Raw genomic sequence first — 25384 nt, 5'->3', positions numbered from 1 at the left:
ACATTGAATAAACGGAAAATATTTATCACAGGCGCTAGTGGATTTATTGGCTCTTACTTATTAGCTAAACTTGCAGAACTCGGTGATGAATTAACGATATTATGTCGCGAACCCCGTAAAAATCATCCTTATCGTCCAGCATTACCCAACGGTATTAAGGTGGTGAAAGGCGATTTATTGCAACCGAATACCTACCGAGAAGCGCTGATTGGGCAAGATATCATTATTCATTTAGCCGCGGATTATCGAGTCGGCATTGCGCCGACACGTTCAGAATATCAAAAAATGTATCAAACCAATGTCACTGGCACATTGAATTTGCTAGATGAAGCCAAAAAAGCACAAATCTCTCAGATTTTATATACCAGCACAACAGCAGCATTAGGAGAAACAAAGGGGTTATTACTTGATGAAACTCATCGTCACAATGGTTATTTTCGCAGTTATTATGAAGAAACCAAGCAAATTGCTCACGTATTCGTTGAACACCACCAGCAACAAGGTATGCCGATAAAAATTGCGATTTGTGGCGGTGTTTTTGGACAAGGTGATAATAGCGTTTTAGCCCAAACCTTATCCGCATTTTTTAATAAAAAAATTCCTTTTCAAATCAGTACAAACAGCACATTTCAACTCTGTCATGTTGAACGACTTTGTGACGGATTATTACGATTACTGGCCTTAGATAAACCACAAGAAACTGTTCTTTTCACAGGTGATGTTTTTTCTATGCCTGAAATTTTCACACTATTAAGTGAAATACAAAAAACACCCTCATTACCGACAAAAGATCGCCGTAGTTTGCGGCCATTAGCATGGTTGATGGATAGACTCTCTATGCTAGGTCTAACCATGCCACTTTCTTGTGAAGCACTACGTATTATGGATGGTAGCACTTATACCTATTCATCTTATAAGGCAGAACAACTATTAGGATGGACAGCAGGAGAGCCATTAACTGAATTTAAGGATTATATCTGCAGCATTGCTCATCAACAGACGTTGATAAATAAGGAGCAAAAATGAAGCCAAGGACACTAACCAGCCCATGGGGAGCGGTTTCACTCTCACTTGAAACTGAGCAACTATTAAGTATCAAGGGTGATACAGATAATGCGGTTTTCTATGGTCAAGGTTATGGTGCAGCTTATTTGCGATTGTGGCAATTAGACTTATCACGCCGAGTTGCCAGTGGTCGCTTAAGTGAAGTCATGGGAAATGGCGCCCTTAGAACAGACATTTTTCAACGTCGATTAGGATTAGTAGAGTTAGCCAAAATTGCAGAACTTAACGATAAAAACGCACCGTCAGATAGTTGGCAGGCGACTCAATTTCAACATATCACTGCATATATTGCAGGTATTAACCAAGCTATTAATGATTTAAAAATCAGACCTATTGAATGTTTATTATTGCGTTATCAACCTGAAAAATTTACCACGACAGATAGCTATCTCTTAGGGCAATTGAAATACTTTATTAACTCAGCTTGGCAATATGAGTTATTTAATACCCGCTTAGCGAATCGACTAACAACATCTCAACATCAACAGCTTTTATCTACCTTTAGCCTAGAAGGCAATCAAATTCCACCATTACCTTTAAACGAGCAGGGGGAATATCACCCTGAAGTGATTGCAGCGTTTAAAGAAGGGTTAAAAGGCCTACAGCACTTAGGACTGGCTTCACCTGATACGGGATCTAACGTGATTGCAGTGAATGGCTTGTTTACCGCATCTGGTAAACCGATGTTAGCTGCTGATCCGCATATGGGACATGTTAATCCTAGTTTTAATCTGTTATGTCGGTTAAAAAGCGATGAAGGATTAAGCGTAATGGGTTCACATTTTCCAGGATCACCGGGCATTATTGTGGGACGCAATGCCCATGCAGCGTGGGGAATGGTTGGCATTATGGCGGATAACCAAGATTTATATTGGGGACGCATTGATTTAGAAAATGAAAAGGTTGAAACCACACAGGGATGGGAACCTTTAGTAAAAAGAACACATAGCATTGGTTTATCTTCAAAACGCCAACAGAGCTTTGTGACTTATGAGTATTCACAAGGTCGATTGATGTCAGAAAAGGAGGGCTATGGTTTATTTCTACGCTGGCCTGCATTAGATGATCCAAGTGGTGATATTACTTTTTATCAGCTCGCAAAATGTCATAACTGGGCATCATTTAGAGAAGCTTTAAAGCATGTAAAAAATTCCCCCATGATGGTGGGATATGCAGATATTCACGGCGATATTGGCTTACAGAGTATGGGGTATATTCCTAAGCGTCATCGTGAAATTGGCAGTTTAATACTGAGCCTAACGGAACCATTGCATCAATGGCAAGGTTATGTTCCTTTTGATGATTTACCCACCGAATATAACCCTGAACGGGGATATGTTCTTTATGCCAATCAATATAGCGAATCTCTTTTTAATGGGAAACCTGCGCTATCTAATCGCTGGCATCCACCAACAAGAGCGTTGCGTATTGAAGCGCTTATTCAGCAAACAAAAAAACACACTGTTGAGACATTTTGCCAACTTCAAGATGATAAAAAAGATATTTTTGCTCAACAAGCACTCGCTTTTTTGCTCCCTTATGTGCCTGAAGATAAAATCCTTTCTCAGTGGGATGGCAATACTCAACAATTAAATGCCTCACGATTTTTTGATGTGTGGTTCCAACATCTTACTGACAAGGTATTAGGTAAGGTATTAAAAAGAGGATCACGCGCACTGTATACGGATTTTTGGCCAAGTTGTCGCTGGAGTATTTTGAATATTTTGCAACATCATCTACAAAGTTGGCAGTTTGAAGAAAAAGAGATACCCATATTAATTCGTGAAACCTATGCCAGTGCATTAATTGCCAGTCAAAAAATGGAACGCCCTTATGTTGAATTCCAACATAGTATCAAAAAGCCATTGTGGCTTAATCGTCTATTAACTGGACGTTATTTCTATCAAGGTGGTAATCGTGAAACTATTCACGCGACACGACAAAATGCAGATTTCTTAACGCAATCTCAAATAGGGAATAACGATACCATTAAAATCAAGCCATATACGTTTGGTCCCGGTTTTAAACTAATTTCCTCTTTAACGCCACAAGGCGAATGCCATTATTTAATTAATACACCGGCAAAAGGCCATCCTTTCTGCTGGTCACTACGTCATGTTTTGAAATACTGGCAAACAGGTATTCGACAAAAAACCACTTTGCCGCTTCATGAAAATAATCATCATTGTAATGATCAGAAGGAATAACTCATGGTAAGAATGAAGCAATGGCAACAAACAGGGAACCCAGCGCGCTTATGGCACCCAATTTCAAATAATCGCATTCAATGCGAGCTTTGCCCACGAGCCTGTAAAATTAATTTAGGTCGCACAGGAACTTGCAAACTAAGACGCAATGAGAATGGCAGTTTAGTGACGCTAAACTACGGTAAATCGGTACCCATGACACAAGAGTCGATAGAAACCGAAGCGGTTTATCATTATGCACCCGGTGAACGCATTTTATCGTTAGGTAATATTGGCTGTATGTTACGTTGTGATTTTTGCCAAAACTGGAGCACCAGCCAAGCACGTTATGTACAAGACAGCAGTGTGGCGTATTACAGCCCTGAAGATGTGGTCAATTATGCGTTAAAACATAATATTCGTGTTTTGTCGTGGACTTATAATGATCCGATTGTTTGGCATGAGTTTGTCATGGACACAGCGAAGCTTGCTCGTGAACATGGCTTAAAAAATCTGTACAAGAGTGCATTTTACATCAGCGAAAAAGCCATTGATGAATTACTAGGTGTAATGGATATCTTTAGTATTTCATTAAAATCAATGCAAGATAGTTTTTATCGTAAGCATACAGGAGGGCGTTTACAGCCCGTTCTTGACGGTATTAAACAAGTCTATGATGCACGCAAAGCTACAAATAGTCCGCATCTTGAAGTCTCTAACTTATGCGTGACGGGACGTAATGACTCACTAGAAGAAGCGAAAAAAGTCACAGATTGGATGCTTAAATATCTTGATGCAGATATTCCTTTGCACTATGTTCGTTTCCATCCTGATTACCAATATCGACACGTTGAACGCACATCAATTCCTTTTTTAGAGCAAGCTCGCCAGCAAGCCTTAAACGAAGGTATGCGTTATGTTTATGTCGGAAATGTGTTTGATACAGATAGCGCAAACTCTTATTGTCCTGAATGCCATGCCTTATTAGTTAAGCGAAGTGGATTAATTGCACAATCTCACTTAGATAATGGGCAATGTCCTCATTGTCATTTTCAGCCGTCCATTATTTTGCCTTGGGCTAGATCTAATACTGACAAATTATCAGAACATATCCCTGATGATTTTATCTGTATTACCCATCCTTTCCGTGGTCCTGTTCAGGCTTGCCATATTGAACAAAAAAATGATTCGCCTATTTATTATCAATTTATTACAAAACAAGGTGAGCCTATTGGCCCAATCAGCACCAACAGTTGCCATCGCTTTATGTTGTCCAAAAGTAGCCCTAAAGCAGAGGGGATCCGCCTTTATCATCACCAAAATGAACCTTGCCAACTATTTGAGGTTTACGATCGTGCTCACTTTCCTGTTACTGAGGCCGAAAAAACGCATCTTGGTAGCGAAAATGTGCCGATCACTCTTATTCCATTAAAAGGACGCTAAAAATATGCCACTCAATAGAGGATGGTCATTAATCCGTGCTCAGCTTATTGCGGCTCAAATTCGTAAAGCACAACTCGATGATAAAGTACCCAATCTTCCTATTATCTATTTACCAGGAATTTTAGGCACTAAGCTTTTTGATAGACAAAAGCAGGCCTTTATTTGGGGTGATCATCGTAGTGTTTTTACAAAAAGTGATTATGAATATGAACATCCCAACGCTCAACATTCACCTCGCGTATTAGCCACCGAGCAATTGCATGCCTTTTCGATTGTCCCTTATTTAGTGAGCACACTTGTCACTCAAGAGCTTAAAGATGTACTTGAAACCGCATTGGGTTATCGTGAAGGGCAAGATCTATTTTTCCTTGCTCATGATTGGAGAGCCGATCATCGATTGCTGGTGGATACTATTGATAGAGAAGTTAATCGATTAAAAACGATTTTTGGCGAGAGTCAGCCTTTTATTTTTATTGCACAATCCGCGTCTAACCTCGCAATACGCTATTGGTTACGTCATACCACACCAGAAAATAGAGCATTAGTGGCGAAATGGTATGCCTTTGGCCCACCTTGGCACGGTACATTCCAAGCGTTATCAATGATGGAGACTGGCTATTATGCCGGAAGTGGTTATCTTCATGGCTTTTCATCCGATGATGTCTGCGGTTGTCCTTTTGTATACCAACTTTTACCGCCTAATCCTGTGGTTATGGATAGCTACGGTAGAGCATTAAGTGATTTTGATATCTATGATGAGACATGTTGGGAACGCTACCGATTAGGTCCTTATAAAACATCAATCAGTTCAGCACAGAATCAACGGGTAAGAGAGGCTTTGGCACAAAATCTACAATGTGCTAAACGCTTTACTGATGCGGTTTCAGGAATTAATGCTGATGAACAAGCCGTGCCACAAGTGTGGTATTTGAGTGATAACAATATCACATTAAAAGCAGCTATTTATGGGAGAGAACGCTGGTATTTACAAGTCAAAGATATTAAACGTGAATTTCCACAATTAGTTACTCAAGCATTAACCGTTGGAGACGATCACTTGCCTTTAGAAGGATTATTGCAACATTGGCGCGCGCCTATCGTCCGTGATCGTTATCAACACCCTTGGGGGAAAAGTTTTGCCTTTATCAGCCAAGCGTCAACACATCGTGCATTAATAAATCATTCACCTAATTTAAGAAGCTTGGCATTTGATATTGCCACCGAAAGAAGAAAAGTTCGTTAATCAGCTTATTTCTCTCACTCTTATTTTTCTCACTCTAACAAGGATTGTTTTCATCATTTAGTGAATGGTTTGTAAACAAATTAAGCATATTCCTAGGAAGTTGAGCATACAATTTAACCTAGAAGATGATAACCTCAAATAGGTTAACAATTTGATATATCATTAAATTTATCTTTTAGTTTAAGGAGTGAAAATGCAAAGAAAGACGCTGGCGTTGCTACTGTTGGGCAGTTCTACACTTTTGCTTTCAGGTTGCAACTCAACAACTGGAGCATGGGATAAATTCACCACAATTTTATCGAATACTGCACCTTTTATAAAAGAATCCCAAGAGTGGGAAGCGTATAGCGTAAAAACAACTCAACAAGGTGTTGTTTATAGCGCAGCGAATGCCTCAGATAAGCAATTTGTAAGCAACAAAATGGATACAGAGTATGTAGCTGCAATTGCACGTCTTTCAAATCCTTTTGCTATAGGGGAAGACGCTAAGGAAGAACTTGCTAAAGAGAATCAAGGTTATCGTTTTAAATATAATGACATCGTGACAGTAAAGGATAAAAAGACCTCAACAACACTCGGCTATTGCGTAAATTATGATTCGGATAGAGTGATTGACGGTAAATTAAAAGAAGTCAGTGAAGAAGATAAAATTCGAAAATCTTTTATTTATATTGCTAAAGATAAACCTGTCTCTGTAGCTACTGTAAGTGCTGATTTTACCAAATTAATGTGTGGTGAAAAATTTTATAACAAAAACAAAATGTAGTTATTAGAAAACCTAAAATACTTAAACATAACAATAAATTAAATTATAAAATCCCTTTTAATTTGAATTTAATTAAAAGGGTTGAGCCACAAAATAAAAGAACTCATAATAAATCCCACCCATCGTTAGACTTTTAATTGATACATAAAAATATGACATCACATATAAATGGAATTATCGATAGCATTCGTAAAGCTATACAATGCTCAATACAAGGTATGATTGGCCGTGAACAACTTGCTGAGTTAGTTGTTTTAGCTGCCGTTGCTCAGGAGCATTTGCTAGTTATTGGCCCTCCAGGGACGGCCAAAAGTGCTGTTGTACGCAGAGTTTCTCAAACATTGGGTGGGCGATATTTCGAATATCTTTTAGGGCGCTTTACCGAACCTTCTGAGCTATTTGGGGCGGTTGATCTCAAAAAACTCAAAGAAGGTAAAGTTGAAACCGATATCACAGGAATGTTACCTGAAGCAGATATCGTGTTTCTTGATGAAGTCTTTCTAGGATCGACTGCGATTTTAAACACCTTATTAGGTATTTTAAATGAACGCCGATTTAAACGTGGTCATACCGATATTATTAGTCCATTAAAAGTGTGTATTGGTGCTGCTAATAGTTTGCCTGATGATCCGAACCTTGCCGCATTCTCAGATCGCTTTCTTATTCATCTTTTTATAGATCCTGTACCCGATCACCAATTAGAAGCTATGCTTGAAGGCGGATGGGCCTCAAGTTTGACTCCACTTTCAGTGCAACTCGATATTATGCGATTAGATGAACTACACCTTGCAGTGAAAAATGTCGATTTAACACAAGTCAGACCGTTACTTGCGAATGCTGTGCGTTCATTAAGAAATGCAGGATTCACGCTTTCAGATAGACGTATTGTTCGTGTTCAGCGTCTTATTGCTGCCGCAACCGTACTCAATAATCGAGAGATTGCGACAGCGCAAGATCTCTGGCCTTTACTGTATGTACTGCCTACTGAAGATGCGCAACAACAAGGACGTGAAATCTTACGACAAGAACTTTCACTTTCAATGAATTCTCGGTTATTTAGCTCCGTAGAAGAAGCAACATTGCAACCTCAATCTCGCATGAACCGTTTAATTGAAAGAGCAACAGATGTTCTAAATGCACAACCTGTTTCTAAAGCGGATATTGAACTGACGTTACGAGAAATAGATGCGAATTTTTCGACAGAGATGTTAAGTGAAGAGCTTGCCACATTACGTACCCAATTAGCGATACAGTTTAGTCACTTATTATGAGCCTAACATTTCCACTGACTTGGCAACCTAATGCAACGCCCACTAAACCACAAGGGGTGTTTGCAACAGGTGTAACGGCTAAACAGCTTATTGAGCTCATTATTCATTTACCTGATGTTCAGCAACAACGGCTAAAAGTGATCACCAGTCAACATCGGCTTATTGTGTTAGGAAAACAGACTGATTTACCTTGGGCTGAAAATATAACGCTGATCGCACCGTCTACTGAAACAGCAAAATTATGGCTCCCTATACATCAACAGCTTTTATTACCTAATGGGCTGGTGGAGCAAGCCTTAGTGCAACATTTTAAACGCCAACCACTATTACTTTTACCATCACCTCAAACGGTGATCCCTTTAGATAATCAGTGGACGTTAACACCAACGCTACGGGATACACTCACCCAATTGTGTTTTGAGTGAAATATAATGTGATACAAGGATCGGTTTATCATCATGTCATTACCCACAACACAACCCACCACGTTGCCCAAAGCGCTACAACCTTGGCAAACTTGGCTTAGCTGGTTAGATCCTGAATTAATTCCTGCCTTTTCTGATCTATTACAACGTCTAAGTCGTGCATTAGGTCCTGTACAGGGAAAGCAACTCGGTGGTTTACCTGAACAAGATGGTATAGGGCAAATACAGCGTAAAGGGGATTATCAAAACCTGCTACTTAGTGAATGGTTAATGGCTGATGAAGTGCCTGATGAATTTATGAGACGTGCCATTAATGCAGAACATCTCTTTTTGGCACCAAACTATAAATCCCAACAATCTTTAAATCAGATCACCGTACTTTTTGATACGGGTATTTCGCAACTAGGTGAATGCCGCTTAGTGCATATTGCAATGCTTATTATACTGGCACAACGGGCAGAAAAAGCGGGTTGCACATTAATGTGGGGAACGTTGCAATCAATCATTCCATTAATGCCGTTAAACAGCATTAATGATCTATACGAATTATTGACACGTCGGACTTATTCGCCTGTTTTAAACGAAAATATTACACATTGGCAAAACGTTATTGCTAAAGATTTTGATGTGCAAAACGGTGAGATTTGGTTAGTTACGGGCGCTCATCAACAATCTATATTAAAACAACTTATATTGAAACAGACTGCATCAAGTCATCATATCGAATTAATGGCAGATGATTGTTTCAATAAAACGATTGATGTCAAAATTCGCACGCCTCATTTTCAACGCCATATTGTATTGCCAACGCCACCTAAAGCATTAAGTTCACAATTATTGAAAGGGCAATTAAGACCGCCTTCAGTGCAAAATACACATCAACATGAACACAAAATATCACTGATGTTTTCACCCGTTATCTCATTTCATGGTAGTGCGGTTGGTGTCACTTTATTAGGTAAACCCGGATTAGTGGTTATTAAAATCCCACCGCTCAATAGATTAAATCCAAACAGTTCACTTAAAAAAACGTTTGTATACCAAATATATCCTGATGGTTACACTATTTTAGCGTTACAGTGTCACGGGAAAAAGGTAGGTGCATTACTTTCCAATAACAATGGCCTCTATTTTTGGCAATTACCCAAACTCTCTTATATACCTCGACCTTCCGATGAAGAGTTCTCTGCGGGTATTGGGCGAGGTAATACGCTTACCAGTGCTTATTTATCTAATCGAGAATATACCAGTTTATTTGTTCATGATAGAGCAAGGCGGTTAGTCGCTTTCTCATCCAATATTTATGCTGAAGAAAAAAATAGCTTTAAGATTGTTGAAGAGAAAGTCCTTGGCATAGAGAAAATAGCAGACAACCTACTTGTGTATATTTATCTCAATGGCAGTAGTGAATTAGTCCAAATGGTTACTGGTGCAGACTTTTCTCGAAATAAATACCAACATCGACTCTATTTTACTCAATTTATTTCCTATCAAAGAGCTGTCTTATTTGCTTATCGCCATAAATATACTGATGGTTCTAAATCCGTATCTTGCGCCATTTCATTAGGCACTAATCGACAAAGTTGGCATGTTTATAATATGGAAATTGATGAGGTTTATGGCTATCAAATAGATTTACCTCAAGGATGGCAAGGAATAGGGCTTTTTTATCCAACACTCGATGGCTCCTCAGAAGAAGATTTAACCACCTTAAATATTTTGATGCTCAGCTCAAACAAACGAAATATTGCCAGTTATTCAAAAGGCGAAATAGAAATCTTATATCGTGCAGATAATCCGTTTACACGTTACTCATTTAGCCCCTCTAAAGGCCTTTTTGCTGCATTAACGGATCATGCACAAGTCGTTGTTTATGATGTATACCAAAAACAATTACGCCTAAATCTGTATACCATTGCACAAGAAGGTGATATCCAAAATGCATAATGATTATATTCGTCATCCAATGTTATTAGGATATCGTCAAATCGAAGGTTTATGGCTGCCGAATGACTGGTTTAACGAGACTCAACGGCTGACTTATTTAATAAAATATTGGCAAGCTAATTGTCGTATTTATCGATTCGAACAAGGGGATGTTCTCTGTTTTACTGAAAATAAAACGGTGAATTGCTCATCCATTGAAGGATGGCCTTTAATTCGTTACGGTCGCCTTTATAGCACAGCACCTTTAGATAATGATGAGATAAAAAAACTGCCTTATGCAGATCTTGCTTTAGTTCGTAGTGGTGTTGTAACAACGCTTCTATTTTCACAAGCTGAACCTCTATCACTTGCTGATTATATTGATATCAGCGCAGTTATTTTTGAAGAGACTGATAACTACGCCAACCTTTATGAAATAACACCTCAAACCTTGTCAGAAGAGAAAAATATTAGAACTGTTATTGGCGACAACATTCCACAGGCAGATGATAAACAAAAACAATTTATAAAAACGGTATTTGAAAATACTTCGTCATCATCTCAAGCACAGACACCTCGCGTAAAAACGTCATTATCACTGACTCAGAAAATCATTAATAAACTTCTGACACCTCAAAATCATGAAGCTATGCCTTATTCGCCTGAAAAAACAATTCAATTATCCCCATGGCAACGCTGGCTAAATAAACTCTCAGTAAAAAGCGGCTTAGCGTCTGTAATGAGTAAACAGCAAGCTGATTACATTAAAAAAATGATGAAAATGTTTGAAGACGGTAATGTCGCTCAAGCATTGCGCCATGGTATTCCGCTTAGTCAATATCAAGAAAACCAAGAAACAACGCCTTCACCTTATTTGGGGAGATTAAAAGGGCGAAATAAACTGGAAATATCAGCCAATCAACAAGGGCGTAAAAGTCTTTATTTTGGAGATGAACTGCAAAATTATTTAAAACAACTTTATCGTCAACAGTTTATAAAGCTAGATAAAGCTGGTTGTAATGAAGAAGCACTATTTGTTCTCGCTGAATTGTTACAAGAAAAAGAAGAAGCACTGAGTTATTTAGAAAGCTTTCAGCGCTATCAACATGCTGCGGAACTGGCGCGGATGTGGGGAATGCGGCCTGATCGTATTATTCGTTTATATTGCTTAGCGGGCGATATTGATTCTGCTGTTATTTATGCTCGCCTACACAATACTTTTTCTTACGTCATATTACAGTTACAAGAAAAACATCCTGATATTGCAGATAAAATGCGTGAAGAGTGGGCTGAATATCTGGTGGACTGTGAAGATTATTTACAAGCTATCGATATTATCTGGCAATTAAACAATGAGGACAGCCGCAATAAAGCTAAGCATTGGTTAGAAATTGCCTATCAAGCTGGTGGAGAATTAAGCCTACGCAGTCTTGTGAAATCAATATTTTTATTACCTGATACTTTCCATTTATATCAAGGTGATATTAAAAAGACATGTAACGATCCTCTTGCAACTATTCAACGCGCCATTTTAGCAAGAGAGCTATTAGCATTACCTAAGCAGACTAAATTAACAGAACAACTAATTAATCAACTTATTCGACCCATTATTGTTGATCAATATGGTGCTAATTCTGTGCTAGAAAAAAAAGAAATTAGCCAACTTATTCATAAAAGTACCAATAAACTATTAAAAACAGATATACCTCATAGTGATATTCCAGAGGCTAAACGCTATTCATTAGATGCGCAAAATCACTTTATTTCAGCGACTATTCCCGAACAAGGCCTTTACGCAATTTATGATGTGATTGCCTTAAGTGATCACCGATATCTTATTGCGTTAGGTGAATCTGGGGTATTATTAACCGATAAAGCAGGGAAAAAAATTTGGTATAATTTAACGCCAACTTATCATATTGTTATCGCAGAAAACCACCAAAGCGCTTTATTATTAGCACCTAGAGGCGATTATTTCCAAATTAATTCATTAGCACTCACAACACAGTCCATTCAAGAGCTTGGTACATTGAAATGCACTGTTTTTACTCGTATTTTTGATGGTATTTTTTGGACTATTGCCATTAATAATACGGTACAGGTTGTTGATACTAAAGGTGACTTTAAAATCGTTTGGAATGTAGATACCTTGAATGGTGATGTTGTTGAGCTTCTGCGCCACAATGATACTGAGCATTGGCTAATTAATAGTGAACCCAAAGAACGCTGGTCGTATATTTTACCTGAACGTCGATTAACTCAACGAGAAAACCTGCCTCATCATTTAAATGAGGGATTAAAATATGATCTTATGTCTAACTCATATTATGGTGTAAAGCATGATAAATGCGTGCTCACATCAGCAAATTCACACTATACCCAACGTTTACAGCTGCCTAATACTCAATCTATTGAAGAACAGCAATCTTTTCATTTAACGTCAAGAACAGCGAAACTAATTGATTGGCAAAAAGATGAATTAACGATCTTTCGTTTATACAATAATAAAAATCACTGTAGCTTTGAATTAAAGTGGCCGACAAAATTTACACCCAGTTATCGTCATGAGTTTAACCAGTGGTATTTTTTCGATAACACAGGGCGTTTAGTGCATTTTAATTGGGATAATGGACGAGTAAATACATTGAGTTTGCTTTGAAAATAAAGACCAACCAAAAGAAGAATTTGATTTTTTATTCTTCTTTTAAAAGCGCCACAATGGTATTTCTTAACCAATTAAGCGCATTGTCATTATCACTACGTTGATGCCAGATCATCTGAAATTCTAATTCGGGAATATCAATGGGAGGGGCAAATATAGAAAATTTCTGGCGCATATCTTGAGGGATCGCTTTTTCAGCAATAGTTAATATTAAATCGGTATTTTCTAATAATTGAGGAGCAATTTGCCAATAAGGTACTGTAACCGCAATGCGGCGTTGTTGATGTATTAATTGAAGTTGATGGTCTATTTCATTGGCATCGAACGGTTTCATACTGACTAAAATATGGGGTGATAACAGCCATTCTGTTAGATTTATTGTTTTTTCGGGATACACCGTTTTATCGACCACACTGACCATTTTATCAGTAAAAATAGATTTTGAACGTAATGTATTATCGAAAATATTAAACACCCCAAATGCTAAATCTAAACTTCCTTCATTTAGCTTACTTTGCATTTCTTCTCGGCTACTGTGCCAAATTTTTAAATCAACATCAGGTGCATGAGTATGTAAATAATGAATTAACTTGGTTGAAATTAGCGTTGCACCATAATCAGACATCGCAATATTAAATCGTCTTTTACAATCCTTCGGCTGAAAGTCTTGTTGTGCAATAAGATTATCGAGTTGTTCCAATGCTTGAGTCAGCGGTTGATAAAGTGATTCCGCTTTACTGGTTAATTGATATTGCCCATTTTTTCTCACTAAAAGCGGATCTTGAAATAACTCTCTTAAGTTATTGAGAGTATGGCTTACCGTTGGCTGACTTTTATGTAATCGCTCTGCTGCACGACTCACATGGCGTTCTCGTAATAGATAAAAAAGAGTAACCAATTGATTTAAATCTAGTTTCCGTAAATTATTCATATCACGAATAGTGCCTTATAAAATTGTTCATTTCCTCAAAATAACATCATTGATTAACATCCCCTTAATTTATTTTCATCCGTAATTAATTAAGAGGTTATTATGTCAACACTTTCATTATCTGGGCTTTTACTTGCTGCTTTGGCTTTACTTGCTGGTGCAGTAGTACCCATTCAAGCCGCCAGTAATGCTATATTAGCACGCCAATTAGGCCATCCTTTATGGGCAAGTGCAATATCGCTGTTAATCAGTATTGCGGTTTTAATTCCACTCTTATTTATTTTTAAAGTTCCTAAGCCTAATTTCAGCACTGAGCTTTTTAGTCAACCTATTTGGATCTGGTTTGGCGGTATTGCAGGTATGCTTTATTTAACGTCTGCTTTAATTCTAGTGCCTAAAATTGGTAGTACGACCTTTTTTGTGATGGTGATTGCAGGGCAACTGATTATTTCTGCTTTAATTGAACAATTTGGTTGGTTTGGTATGAGCCAAAACTCTATTCCATTGAGTAAGATCTTAGGGATTGGTTTGGTTATTTTAGGGGTTTTATGTGTCCAATTCTCACGAAAATAAGACTAAGTTATAGTGCAGATCTCTATAAACGTTGTACGCTATTAGTAATAATTTGCTGTTAAATTTACTGAGAGTCTATATATGTTGCAAAAAGATCACCAATACCACCTAACAGATCTTATATTGGCAATGAAACAAATTGAGTCGCGAGATGATAATTTTTGTTTATACGGCGAAGATGATATTGAAGATAAATTAAAAATAGGGCAGCAGTATTTTATTGCAGATTATCCTGACGTTGATGATAGCGATAACGAAATCTACCCAAATATTGTACAAATGAATCATCTCGTTTATTTATATTCTGGTCAGCAGTTTGCGGATGTTATTGATTTAGCATTAGAACAAAAACCATCTGCAACATTAGATGATTTAGTTAATGCACTTAACTATTATTCAGAGCATGATGATTTTATGGATCTTTAATTATCTTAGAGCCTCGGCCACAAGGCACAGCATTAAGTACACCTTAAGTCAGTGGTCTTTGCTATCTCGATGATGGTCACTTATCTATGTGGAGAGGATTGATAAAATGGCTAAGGTTCCCTTAAAAAATAGATTATGGTTTAACTATGTAATTTGTATAATTTTTTTTGTATTCACAAGATATATTTTGCAGATTATAACTAACTATATATTTAAAGATCCTCAACCAGGCGTGGAAATGCTGTATCTTGTAAACATTATCTTTTATGTTTTATTATTTTTTTGTGGTTGTTTAGCTGGTTATTTAATAAATAAACGAACCATTCTGCATGCTTCATTAGCTCCTGCTATCGCTATTATGTTTACTATTCCTCTTATGGGAATAAATTTAAGTAATTATACAGGACTTATCTATCTATTAATACTTGGCACTTTTATAGGTGGAATTGGAGGTGCAACAGCATTATTAGTGAAAAAACTTTGTCAATCACATCAGAAGATTTAGTTTCATCAGAAGATGTTCATAGTATCTTTCTGCTTTATTTTACAAATCGATAATTGCTCTCATTTCAACAATGAGCGAAGTGTTGTTTATTTTTTATCAATACACTCACTATAAACCAATAAAGGAGAGCACTAATGATTGCCGTGATATTTGAAGTAAAAATTAAACTAGGAAAACAGGATCGTTATTTATCTTTAGCTGCCGATTTAAAACCATTACTAACAGATGTTGAGGGGTTTATTTCAATAGAGCGTTTTCAAAGTTTATCAACCGAAGGAAAATTATTATCACTTTCTTGGTGGGAAAATGAAGAAGCTGTTTTGCAATGGAAGAAAAATATTTCACATAAAAGTGCGCAACAAGAAGGTCGAGAGTCTATTTTCGATTTCTATAAAATTAGTATTGCTTCTTTGGCCCGCGAATATTCATTTGATACAGAAAGTCTGTAATTAAATAGGCTCCCGATCTTGCTACAATAACGTTATTACACCATTAATGACATGCTACTAAAAGGCTCAAATTTTAAATGGCTAAATCTGAGATAAAATCGGAATATCAGCACACGGTAGAATCCGCAATAGCTGCTGTTGGTGCAGCGATATCTGATATTTCTAGAGTCAAAATACTTTGTGCATTGATGGATGGAAGGGCGTGGACAGCTACTGAGTTGGGTGTTGTGGCTGATATTTCTGCTTCTACAGCCAGTAGTCATTTATCGAAATTACTGAATAGTGGTCTGATTTCTGTGATATCCCAAGGTAAATATCGTTATTTCCGATTAGCTAACGATGAAATTGCAAAAGTTATTGAAAAATTAATGAGCTTTTCAACTGACCATATTTCACAAGCAAAAATAACAACACCTAAAAATCTAAGAAAAGCAAGAACTTGTTATAATCATTTAGCAGGTGAAGTGGCCGTTAATATTTATGATTCTCTTTGCCAGCAAAAATGGATAACAGAAGACGGCTGTGCTATTACAACGCTAGGTATTGAGCGATTTAAAAATATGGGTATTGAATTTCAAGCAAAGCATTCACACAATATTTGCTGTCCATGTTTGGATTGGAGTGAACGTCGTTTTCATTTGGGTGGGAAAATGGGTACTGCTTTTCTTCATTATGCAGAAGCGCAAGCGTGGTTAACACGACATCAAGGATATAGAGAAGTGACTATCAGCGAGAAAGGTTATAAAGCGTTGATGTTCTACTTTAATATAAAAAAGGAATAACGCGAATTTGAGTTATAAAACAAAAAACCGGCTTTCACTAATAATAAAAAGCCGGTAGCTTAATTAAATTAGATTATTTTAAGATTTTAACCTTACCATCTAACACCTGACCTTTGTTAATAACTTTTCCGTTTTCATCATATTGAGTAATGACGCCAATAAGAGCTCTGTTCTCCATATATCCCTGCAAATTAACGTTATTTTTAGGTGTGTTATGATAATATTTAAAAGCACCATGAGGTAAGCCATTACGCATAGCGATTTCACTGTATATGTTACCATTAGTCTGATAACTTTTTACCACACCATTAACTTCACAATTTTTCAATGGTATGACCATTTGTAGTTTACCATTTTCATAATAAGCATTAACGTAACGGTCATAACAACCTTTAGTTACCCATGACTTATATTTTAATTGCCCACCTGGATAATAACGTAAATATTCACCATCTTTTGTTCCTGGCGGTATAGCTGGCACTTTTAGTTTAGTGGTATTTTCCATCAACTTTACATTACTCAGTGACATTTCTGGATTACTACCTAAGCTAAAAAGGAAGGCAGAACAACCAGAGAGCAAGAGTGTTGAACTCAAGATCAAAGCAAGTACAATTCTCATATTCATCCTCGCACAATATAAATAAAAATAATTAATTTCCGTTTATAAATATTTATTTTCACATTAAATATATGTATCAGCGTAAAGTAGGGTAATTGAATTGAATATAGGAAATAACTGACACTAGCGTGTTTTTTTTGTGATTTTTAGGTCATTAACAATAGAATTAAACAAATCCGACTAGTAAGTTGATAACAGACTCACACTTAAATAAATATTCTTTATTTTTATGTTTATAATATAGTTATAAAACTTATTCCTTTAATGATTAGTTATAATAAATCATAAAAATATCACCCAATATGTTAGTGAAGTATAAGAGGTCATCATATGACTAAAAATTTTGGTGTTTTTACTCTAATGCTATTTTTTTCGTTAAACGTTGGAGCCAAGCAAACTAATACATCTGATCTCGCCATCCATCAACAAAAAGAGAGCGAAAGCATAAATAAACAATTTACGGCTGATGATAGGAAAATTATTTTAGATATCCTTGCTCAAATTCTTAACGTTATGAATAAAGAAAAAGAATTAACGGAAGCAGAACCTCTATTTGGTAGATATATTCATGTTGAGCCTAAAATGGGAATTTTAAAATGGATGCGTTATAACAATAAACTTGCTTCCACAAATTTTTATAGAAAAAATAGGGAATTAGGGTGGATTTATGCCAGTTTGTCATTAGATATAAATAATTTCACTATCACAGACTTTAAGCAAAATGATTTTGACTCACTCGATTTAGCTTTTGATAGTATCTTTGAAGATACTTATGTTGCGATCAAAGCGCCCAATGGAATGCGTTTGAAAGAATTAACAAATTTACCATCTTACATTTATAGGTTTAGATTTAAATCCAATAATAAAATTAGGCTGGAATTTAGGGTATTTCCGGAAATGATGAACATGAACGAAAAATTCCCTCGAAATTTCACATCTGTTTCAATTTATAAAGAAGAATAGAGAGGGTATTGCTTGTAATATTTCAACTTATAATTTACTTAATATTACTTCCCTCTAAATCTCAATTTTTCAAATTAAACGGTAAAGCCAGATCACGATGAATACCGTTTAATTATATTCTTTATTTTTTACGAGTTGATAACAACCTTAATGTCTTCAATTAGCTTATCTATTATTTGCAAGATAAAATCCCAAATATCATTAAAAAAATTACCTTTTTCAATACGTTCGGTGGAAATTAATTCTTTTGTTGCTATTTGTTTATCATCAACAAGAAATTCAGCATAGCCAACAACATCTCCTTTATTAATAGGGGCTGAAATATAGTTATCGTTAAATATAAATTTAATTTTTATTTTATCTATATCTTTCTTTTTTATATCTATCGCAGTACCTTCGGGATAAGTCACTTGCATTTCTGTTTTATCACCGTACCAAACTCGCACAGGTATGGTATTTGTAAGATCTGGTTTATAAACAGTGTAATTATCGAACCCCCAAGACAGTAATTTATCCGCCTCATTAAATCTTGTTGCGGATGAATCTGCATCTAATACAACAGCAATATATCTAATATGATTGTTTGTGGCTGATGAAACAATATGATATTTATTATAGGATGTTGTTCCTGTTATTAATCCATCAACATCAAGTTTGCTTTGATATAAAAGTTTATTGCGATTGTACTGCTTAATTCCATTATGTGAGAACGTAGCCTCTTTATATAATTGGTAATCATTAGGCGAATCTTTAATTAATTGTTTGGCTAAATATGCCATATCTGAGGCAGAAGTGTATTGATTACCTGCATTTAATCCATGTACATTTTGAAAAATAGAATTTGTCATGCCAATATCTTTGGCGGTTTTATTCATTAATTCAACAAAGCCATCTTGACTATTGGCCATATACTTCGCGAGTGCAATTGCGGCATCATTAGCGGATTGGATCATTAATCCTTTTTTCAGAGAAGCCACATCGACCTGTTCACCAGCCTTAAGAAACATTAATGGCGAACCATTTAAAACGGGATTAGCATAAGCCCATGCTTCTTTATCTATAATAACGACATCTTTATTTTTGATATAACCTAATGATGTTGATTTTGCTACCAAATATGATGTCATTAATTTGACTAAACTTGCTGGTTCAATATGTTTTGTCCCTTCTTGTCCAACTAATATTTCTCCTGTTTCATAAGACATTAGCACCCAACTACCAGCAGAAATAATCGGCTTTTCTTCATTAGCATAAAGTGTCGTGGCAGAGATTAGGGCGATTAAAGGAATAGCAATTATAGGGGTGATTATCTTTTTATTCATAGTATTCAGTTTTTATTTAACAATGGGAAGGTTAGTGATCGAGATATTTTTAGATTTCACTGACTGACATTGGATACGTTCTCCATCATGAAACATAATCAGATGAAACTGGCTATTATCTATTTGATTAATATACATATCTCCATTTAAAAAAGGGTATAGGCTATATTTCACACCATTTATCATTTTTGTTTGCGAGCCTGGTGATACATAAAATTCATTATTATTTTTCAGTGTGCTGATTTTGTAATTAGTATGAAAAATAATAACTTCCCCTTTATTCATACAATCCAGTGTGATTTCCTTCATGGCATATGAAGCACTGCATAAAAAGCAACAAGAGAAAGATATTAATAATAGTAATATCTTATATTGGTACATTACGTATTCCTGTTTATTACTTAGAACAAATAGTGATTTCATTACTACTTGTTTATTATGAAAATATTTTTCAATAATAGATAAAATGAATCTCTATGTGAAAGTTGTTATTATGATGAAGATATAGCCTAAAATCTTCAACAGTAAATAGAGACTATCTAATATGAATAAAATTGATATCGAGTCAGTTGATTTAAATTTAATGAAAATATTTGAAGCGCTATTTGAAGAAGGTAGTGCGACAAGGGCAGCAATTAGGCTAGGTTTAACTCAATCTGCGGTTAGTGCATCATTATCAAAATTAAGAGTTATTTTTCACGATCCTCTATTTGAAAGAACAGGAAGGGGGTTAAAACCTTCGCCATACGCTAATGAGTTAGCGCCGATAATCGAGAGCGCATTAAGTCAATGTCGTTTAGTGGTAGCTTATGCTGTACCCAAAAATTATTTTGAAGGAAGAACCATTACGATTGGATTATCAGATGATTATGAAATTTCGATTGGTAAGCAGCTATTAGATACAATTAATGATGCATTACCAGGAATTCATGTTATTTATCGGCAAACACACTCGCGTGTTGTACAGGATATGCTCTTACAGCATCAAATTGATTTAGCCATAACTGCCGGCGGTATAGCATCTCATCTCATAAAAATACATCGTTTAGGCAAAGGTAATTATCTTTGCATTACAGATAAAAAAAATCCATTACCTCAAACTATTGAACAATATGCCGATTATCCTCATTTATTAGTGTCGTCTGGGGGATTTGTGGGGGTAGTGGATGAAGCACTAAAACCATTAGGACTAAAGCGAAAGATAAAGGTTTCTACGACACATTTTTCTGCTGTACCATTTTTGCTATCAGGTAATTATTTATTAACAACCATTCCATCTCATGCTGCATTAGCCATTGCTAAATTAACAGGAATGGTCGTGTTTGAACCGCCAGTTAATATGCCTTGCTACGAATTAATGATAGGTAATCGTATTGGAGGAAAACATGATGATGTTATCGATAAGATTAAAAAACTGATCATTGAAACATGTTCTACCTCTGAGTATCTAACGCTAAATATATAAAAATATTGATAAAGATCGAATGTTTGTGCTGAACAATCTATTATTCGACGCTACAACTATTACTTTGATGACTTTGTCAGAAATATATGATGAGTGAACAGGTAAGGGTACTTATCCAATGAAGCGTTTTATTCTCTTCATGGTGATAGGAGATAACCACATTTAGTAATTTTATTTACCATCAATGTTTGGGTAATAAACTAAAACATATGTCATTGTAAGCTATGTACTATAAGCGTACGATCATTGTTTTAGGTGGAAAATTTAATGAATAATGTAGATCTTTTATTTAACAGATTATCCAAATCAACTTTTCGACAAAAGTTTAAATTAGGGCCAAAAGAGCGACAATACTGTATTGATAAAGGCCCTGATACTATCGATCAACACGCTTTAGATTTTATTCAAAAACGCTTAGCTGCTGAAGAACCCAAAAATGATGGTAAGCAAACTCCAATGCGAGGACATCCTGTGTTTATTGCTCAGCATGCCACGGCGACTTGTTGTCGAGGATGTTTAAAAACCTGGCATGGTATAGAAAAACATCGTCAATTAACGGATGAAGAGCAAACATATATTGTTCAAATAATTCATCGTTGGCTAGTTAATCAAATGAATTCTTAAATTAATCAATAGAGTTAGATAATACGTTTCTTAACACGTATCTGAGGCAAGAGGGTTTTAAAAGCTAAATCCTTGAAAGGATCCATCTCATGATGGTTATTGGTTATTGGTTATTGGTTATTGGTTATTGGTTATTGGTTATTGGTTATTGGTTATTATATTCAATTTAACATAATATACATTATGCGAACCAAGGGGTAAAATAAGGAAATCTATCTCTTAGATATTAGATACACCTAATCCATCTATTTCATCCTCAGACTTATAAAGCTCTAACGCATCTTCAGAAAATGTCTTTTTAGGATAATCATTCTTTTTCGAGTCATACCAAACACATATGACATCGCCTAAATTGGAATACCCATCAACAGTCATCTTTGGGCTGCCCGATTTTAATCTGACAACGTCACCACTATTAAATTTTTCTGACATAAATCACCCATTATTTTTACGTCCATACCCAATGTATGGCTCTTATAAAGACATTGGGTAATTTTCTGATTTTTCAAGCTTCATTAGGCGAAATCTTCATCCAATCACCCAAAACCGCTTTAACACAGTGTTGGCATAAATCTAATTTTAACTGTTGTCCATCACCGAAAACTGAACCATATCCGGCTTGGCGATCTACGGATAAAAACTCATGAAATTCAGCATCATCAACGTATGCATGCAGTTTACAGCGGTCACATGACTTTGCTGATACCATAAGAGATTGATAGGTAGAAAAATATTGCATTTTAGCCTCATCGCTTCAGCGTTCTTTTGTCTCCGACCATCTTACACCTTAACTGCTGTTAATTCCGTGGACATGAAAAACACGCTGTTCAGGGCGCAGGCGCGGTTTCCTGCTACCCGATAAGTCCCCTCGTTTTATCGGCGAATTCGTGACAGCGTAACAGGACACTGCTGAGTGTCGCCTTACATGCCCTGACGGGCATCGGTTGATAATTGTGATTAACGTAGGCATACTGAGCGCTGAAGAAAGATATATTTCTCTTGACTCGAGATTACATCCTGATTCATTAAAGCCCCGTTCCGTTAAACCGGTTCGGGGTTTTTCTTATTTATCTTTCAATATGTTAAATCACGAATAATGCGCACCGCTCCTCGTAAAACTGCGGTGCGGCACGCATTATCCGCGATTTAATCAGCTTACAAATCACTATTTCTTAACCTGATCCAGTAAAGACGCTAACTTTAAATAATCAAACGCATTATCTATACCTGAATGAAGTAATCGATTGATTTTTTCACTTAATAATAAAAAACGTTCACGTTCTTTTTTTCTTTCATTACAAAGTGTTAGCAACCCAGTAATGATAATAATATCATGAGGATATCCACTATCTGCGGCTAAAGCTGAAAGACGCTCATAACAGTATTCTGGTAAGGTGATCGTTAATTCCTTTTTTCGTCCCTGTGACAAAAAATCTTCAATTACAAAGCCTTTTTTATTCATAAAATCATAGACTTCATGGGTTTTATCTTTCAAATTATCATCACTTTCAATAGCATCTAAAAAGAGCTTTATGTATGAAAAATCAGCCATAAAAACCCCCTTTTCATGGTTTAAATCACTTTGACTTGTAGCAGCACAATAATATCTGTTTTGGTGTTTGCCTTAGACTTACCGGATAAAAAACCTTGAGGTAGAAAACTAAAGCCTGTTTCACCTTCTTCGACTTTGTTTTCAGCCAGACCACCTAGCACAATCACATCACCACTTTTTACGGTCACATCAGTTACTATATCCCGTTTAATCAGTGTCGGAGACTGATTAACGCCAGTATCCGTTTTGACGAAGTTAGATAACTGTTGTTGGATTTTCAAATCAATCGCTTGGCTTTTTATCGTCGGCTGAATATCAAAAATGACCCCGCTTGAACGATACTCGACCGACTGAACCGGACGACCATCCTGATATGTCACACTCGATAAAATCGGCACATCAGAGCCAACACTGAAATTACCCTTTGAACCGGATTTAACACGTAAAGTCGGACTGCTGATCACATGAAAACGTTGGTCAGTGCGGAACAACTCAATCATCGCATCCAAATTACCTGTATTAATGGTAATGAAGTTTTCATAATTCTGCTTTGTGCCGATATTAATCCCCAGCTTGCCAGATAATAATTTAGCTAACAGATTGATTCCACTGCCTTCTTTCTCAATATCCTGCACTTCAAACACATAGCCTGTCACCACTACTTCACGGGATGGTGTATCAACCGCACTCAGCACACTTTCAACCCGTGATATTTCATCTTTTGTACCGTAAAAAACCAGTTTATCACCACTGGCAGCAACCTCGCCCTCGGTTTTAAGAAAGCCCTGTAAATACTCAACATCACGATGAATCGGACTATAAACAAAACTCTGTTTAATCACTTTCGGCTCTGGCGGTTTAACTTTAGCCAGATAAACAACGCCTTTTTTCTCATAAATACGGATATTCATATTTTGAAAATAACGGATAATGAATTGATTAAAATCTTGTTTTTCAGTCGCATGAAAACTAATCAGGCTGGTATCGTTAGCTAAATTCGGGTCAAGCATGTAAGGCTTTTGCAATACTTCATCATAAATCAGTGAAATCGCTTTCGGCAACGGCACGGCTTCCAGCTTGAAATCCACATTTTTCGCTACTGCGGGTAATGCCAAAAAAATTAACACACCAAGCCATCTGCTCACGGCAAGCCTCCTGAATAGTAATTGACTAACTGTCCGTCTATTTCGCCCTGTAATAATCTGCCGTTAAACTGAAACTGACTGCGAGGCTCAAGGCGTAATAGCCCTTGTTTATCCGCCAAAATCACGTATGCCTTCCCTTCCCTGACTAATTCGCCAGTAATACGCCATTTTGTTGATAAAACAGGTTTAGATGAAATGACAGGCAAACTAATTGACGGATTAACACCTGAGGAAATCGTGTTAACAGGTTGCACCTGACCCGATTGTTCTAAATTGAGGTATTGATTGAAATAGTCGTAAACAAAATACGCTGAAACAGCAAGCCCTATAGGAACAAGTACAATTATCATCAATACTTTAGTCGATGAAAAAATAGACTGACGTTTATCAGTTTTGACCGTATTCGGATTATTACCTTCAACTGATTTATAAAGCTCAAAAATCGCCTTATCATATTTTTCCTGATAGTAATTCATCCGGTTAGATTTGGTAATTTTCGCGCCCTGAAATACATCAACCCGATAGCGGTTGCTCAACCCTAAAGAAACATGTTTTTGCATTCGGTATGTGGTTTCAATACGGGCTTTAATAAAACGAGGAATATCAGTTACTGTCTGATTAATCACCACCAAATCAGACATCACGCCCGTTTCTTCATGGACAAAATGCCCGTGTTCGGCAATAAAAGAACGGTGATTTTTCGGGATATCTTTATCACTACCCCAGACGCGCCAAACTTCATCAATCACCACCAAATCGCCCGCCTGACAGAACGTTGCCTGATTTTCAATTGATGGTAAAAAATCCTCGGCAATACACTGACTGTTCTCAACATGCACCAGTGAGCCCAATTTATCCGGTGATAATTTCCTGTTTTGTTTCAGACAGAAATGCTTAATTTTTTCCTCATTCAGCCCGTAGATATTGGAAATGACACGACGACCGGACGCAATCGCCGGCACAATCACAGACTTCACAACTTCATAAGATTTACCGGAACGTGGAACCCCCACATATGCAGTAATCGGCATACAAATCCCC

26 protein-coding genes are annotated in these 25384 nt (G+C 36.5%); 17 read left to right on the top strand and 9 right to left on the bottom strand.

Annotated elements, in window-relative coordinates; all coding sequences use genetic code 11:
* Positions 1 to 3 precede the first annotated feature (3 nt).
* From LG402_RS09670 to LG402_RS09630, 9 genes are all read left to right on the top strand, one after another.
* Positions 4 to 1026, top strand: a complete 1023-nt coding sequence (locus LG402_RS09670) for an NAD-dependent epimerase/dehydratase family protein (protein WP_227336860.1) — start codon at positions 4 to 6, stop codon at positions 1024 to 1026.
* Positions 1023 to 3272, top strand: coding sequence for a penicillin acylase family protein (locus LG402_RS09665; protein ID WP_166541261.1), 2250 nt, complete (start codon positions 1023 to 1025; stop codon positions 3270 to 3272). The genes LG402_RS09670 and LG402_RS09665 overlap by 4 nt, the downstream gene beginning before the upstream one ends.
* A gap of 3 nt (positions 3273 to 3275) precedes the next feature.
* Positions 3276 to 4694, top strand: coding sequence for an AmmeMemoRadiSam system radical SAM enzyme (gene amrS, locus LG402_RS09660; RefSeq protein ID WP_227336859.1), 1419 nt, complete (start codon positions 3276 to 3278; stop codon positions 4692 to 4694).
* 4 nt (positions 4695 to 4698) lie between these two features.
* The gene (locus tag LG402_RS09655; protein WP_227336858.1) at positions 4699 to 5937 is read left to right on the top strand and encodes a lipase/acyltransferase domain-containing protein; all 1239 of its coding nucleotides are present in this window, start codon (positions 4699 to 4701) and stop codon (positions 5935 to 5937) included.
* Positions 5938 to 6130: 193 nt separating this feature from the next.
* The gene (locus LG402_RS09650; protein WP_109408276.1) at positions 6131 to 6703 is read left to right on the top strand and encodes a hypothetical protein; all 573 of its coding nucleotides are present in this window, start codon (positions 6131 to 6133) and stop codon (positions 6701 to 6703) included.
* A 152-nt stretch (positions 6704 to 6855) separates the two neighbouring features.
* Positions 6856 to 7974: an AAA family ATPase gene (locus tag LG402_RS09645; protein ID WP_227336857.1), complete on the top strand. Its 1119-nt coding sequence runs from the start codon at positions 6856 to 6858 to the stop codon at positions 7972 to 7974.
* Positions 7971 to 8399 (top strand): hypothetical protein, encoded by a 429-nt coding sequence (locus LG402_RS09640; RefSeq protein WP_227336856.1) that lies wholly within the window; start codon positions 7971 to 7973, stop codon positions 8397 to 8399. Before LG402_RS09645 ends, LG402_RS09640 begins: the two co-directional genes overlap by 4 nt.
* 33 nt (positions 8400 to 8432) lie before the next feature.
* Positions 8433 to 10346 carry a hypothetical protein gene (locus tag LG402_RS09635; RefSeq protein ID WP_227336855.1) on the top strand — a complete coding sequence of 638 codons (1914 nt, stop codon included), beginning with the start codon at positions 8433 to 8435 and terminating at the stop codon, positions 10344 to 10346.
* Positions 10339 to 12984, top strand: a complete 2646-nt coding sequence (locus LG402_RS09630) for a bpX6 domain-containing protein (RefSeq protein WP_227336854.1) — start codon at positions 10339 to 10341, stop codon at positions 12982 to 12984. The genes LG402_RS09635 and LG402_RS09630 overlap by 8 nt, the downstream gene beginning before the upstream one ends.
* Positions 12985 to 13018: 34 nt before the next feature.
* Here LG402_RS09630 and LG402_RS09625 read toward each other — a convergent pair whose 3' ends face one another.
* On the bottom strand, positions 13019 to 13918 hold the full coding sequence (locus tag LG402_RS09625) for a LysR family transcriptional regulator (RefSeq protein WP_166541269.1): 900 nt from the start codon (positions 13916 to 13918) through the stop codon (positions 13019 to 13021).
* Between the two features lie 102 nt (positions 13919 to 14020).
* On the opposite strand from LG402_RS09625, the gene LG402_RS09620 reads away from it, so the two are divergent.
* From LG402_RS09620 to LG402_RS09600, 5 genes are all read left to right on the top strand, one after another.
* Positions 14021 to 14491 carry a DMT family transporter gene (locus LG402_RS09620; protein WP_166541270.1) on the top strand — a complete coding sequence of 157 codons (471 nt, stop codon included), beginning with the start codon at positions 14021 to 14023 and terminating at the stop codon, positions 14489 to 14491.
* Between the two features lie 81 nt (positions 14492 to 14572).
* The gene (locus tag LG402_RS09615) at positions 14573 to 14917 is read left to right on the top strand and encodes a hypothetical protein (protein ID WP_166541271.1); all 345 of its coding nucleotides are present in this window, start codon (positions 14573 to 14575) and stop codon (positions 14915 to 14917) included.
* A gap of 106 nt (positions 14918 to 15023) precedes the next feature.
* The gene (locus LG402_RS09610) at positions 15024 to 15422 is read left to right on the top strand and encodes a hypothetical protein (protein WP_227336853.1); all 399 of its coding nucleotides are present in this window, start codon (positions 15024 to 15026) and stop codon (positions 15420 to 15422) included.
* Positions 15423 to 15556: 134 nt separating this feature from the next.
* Positions 15557 to 15871 carry an antibiotic biosynthesis monooxygenase family protein gene (locus LG402_RS09605; protein ID WP_166541273.1) on the top strand — a complete coding sequence of 105 codons (315 nt, stop codon included), beginning with the start codon at positions 15557 to 15559 and terminating at the stop codon, positions 15869 to 15871.
* 77 nt (positions 15872 to 15948) lie between these two features.
* Positions 15949 to 16653 (top strand): ArsR/SmtB family transcription factor, encoded by a 705-nt coding sequence (locus LG402_RS09600; RefSeq protein WP_227336852.1) that lies wholly within the window; start codon positions 15949 to 15951, stop codon positions 16651 to 16653.
* Positions 16654 to 16726: 73 nt separating this feature from the next.
* Here LG402_RS09600 and LG402_RS09595 read toward each other — a convergent pair whose 3' ends face one another.
* On the bottom strand, positions 16727 to 17272 hold the full coding sequence (locus LG402_RS09595; protein WP_162556987.1) for a toxin-antitoxin system YwqK family antitoxin: 546 nt from the start codon (positions 17270 to 17272) through the stop codon (positions 16727 to 16729).
* 330 nt (positions 17273 to 17602) lie between these two features.
* On the opposite strand from LG402_RS09595, the gene LG402_RS09590 reads away from it, so the two are divergent.
* A complete protein-coding gene (locus tag LG402_RS09590; protein ID WP_166541275.1) occupies positions 17603 to 18235 on the top strand; it encodes a hypothetical protein in 633 nt (210 codons plus the stop codon).
* Between the two features lie 128 nt (positions 18236 to 18363).
* Here LG402_RS09590 and LG402_RS09585 read toward each other — a convergent pair whose 3' ends face one another.
* On the bottom strand, positions 18364 to 19557 hold the full coding sequence (locus LG402_RS09585; protein WP_227336851.1) for a serine hydrolase: 1194 nt from the start codon (positions 19555 to 19557) through the stop codon (positions 18364 to 18366).
* Positions 19558 to 19569: 12 nt separating this feature from the next.
* Positions 19570 to 19938, bottom strand: coding sequence for a hypothetical protein (locus LG402_RS09580; protein ID WP_166541277.1), 369 nt, complete (start codon positions 19936 to 19938; stop codon positions 19570 to 19572).
* A gap of 163 nt (positions 19939 to 20101) precedes the next feature.
* Here LG402_RS09580 and LG402_RS09575 point away from each other — a divergent pair, with 163 nt between their 5' ends.
* Both LG402_RS09575 and LG402_RS09570 read left to right on the top strand, forming a co-directional pair.
* A complete protein-coding gene (locus LG402_RS09575) occupies positions 20102 to 21022 on the top strand; it encodes a LysR family transcriptional regulator (protein WP_166541278.1) in 921 nt (306 codons plus the stop codon).
* 267 nt (positions 21023 to 21289) lie between these two features.
* Entirely contained in the window at positions 21290 to 21646 is a 357-nt protein-coding gene (locus tag LG402_RS09570; protein ID WP_166541279.1) for a DUF4186 domain-containing protein, read from the top strand.
* A 219-nt stretch (positions 21647 to 21865) separates the two neighbouring features.
* On the opposite strand, the gene LG402_RS09565 is transcribed toward LG402_RS09570, so the two are convergent.
* From LG402_RS09565 to LG402_RS09545, 5 genes are all read right to left on the bottom strand, one after another.
* Positions 21866 to 22078, bottom strand: coding sequence for a YodC family protein (locus LG402_RS09565; RefSeq protein WP_198794402.1), 213 nt, complete (start codon positions 22076 to 22078; stop codon positions 21866 to 21868).
* Between the two features lie 73 nt (positions 22079 to 22151).
* Positions 22152 to 22385, bottom strand: coding sequence for a hypothetical protein (locus LG402_RS09560; protein ID WP_227336850.1), 234 nt, complete (start codon positions 22383 to 22385; stop codon positions 22152 to 22154).
* Between the two features lie 426 nt (positions 22386 to 22811).
* Positions 22812 to 23198: a hypothetical protein gene (locus LG402_RS09555; RefSeq protein ID WP_227336849.1), complete on the bottom strand. Its 387-nt coding sequence runs from the start codon at positions 23196 to 23198 to the stop codon at positions 22812 to 22814.
* A 20-nt stretch (positions 23199 to 23218) separates the two neighbouring features.
* The gene (locus tag LG402_RS09550; RefSeq protein ID WP_227336848.1) at positions 23219 to 24343 is read right to left on the bottom strand and encodes a type II secretion system protein GspD; all 1125 of its coding nucleotides are present in this window, start codon (positions 24341 to 24343) and stop codon (positions 23219 to 23221) included.
* Positions 24340 to 25374: a zonular occludens toxin family protein gene (locus LG402_RS09545; protein WP_227336847.1), complete on the bottom strand. Its 1035-nt coding sequence runs from the start codon at positions 25372 to 25374 to the stop codon at positions 24340 to 24342. Before LG402_RS09545 ends, LG402_RS09550 begins: the two co-directional genes overlap by 4 nt.
* Between the last annotated feature and the right edge of the window lie 10 nt (positions 25375 to 25384).

The sequence above is a fragment of the Proteus sp. NMG38-2 genome (genome assembly GCF_020640995.1).
Lineage (GTDB): Bacteria > Pseudomonadota > Gammaproteobacteria > Enterobacterales > Enterobacteriaceae > Proteus.
The sequence above is the reverse complement of the archived record's forward strand: the minus strand, read 5'-3'. Positions and strand labels throughout refer to the sequence as shown.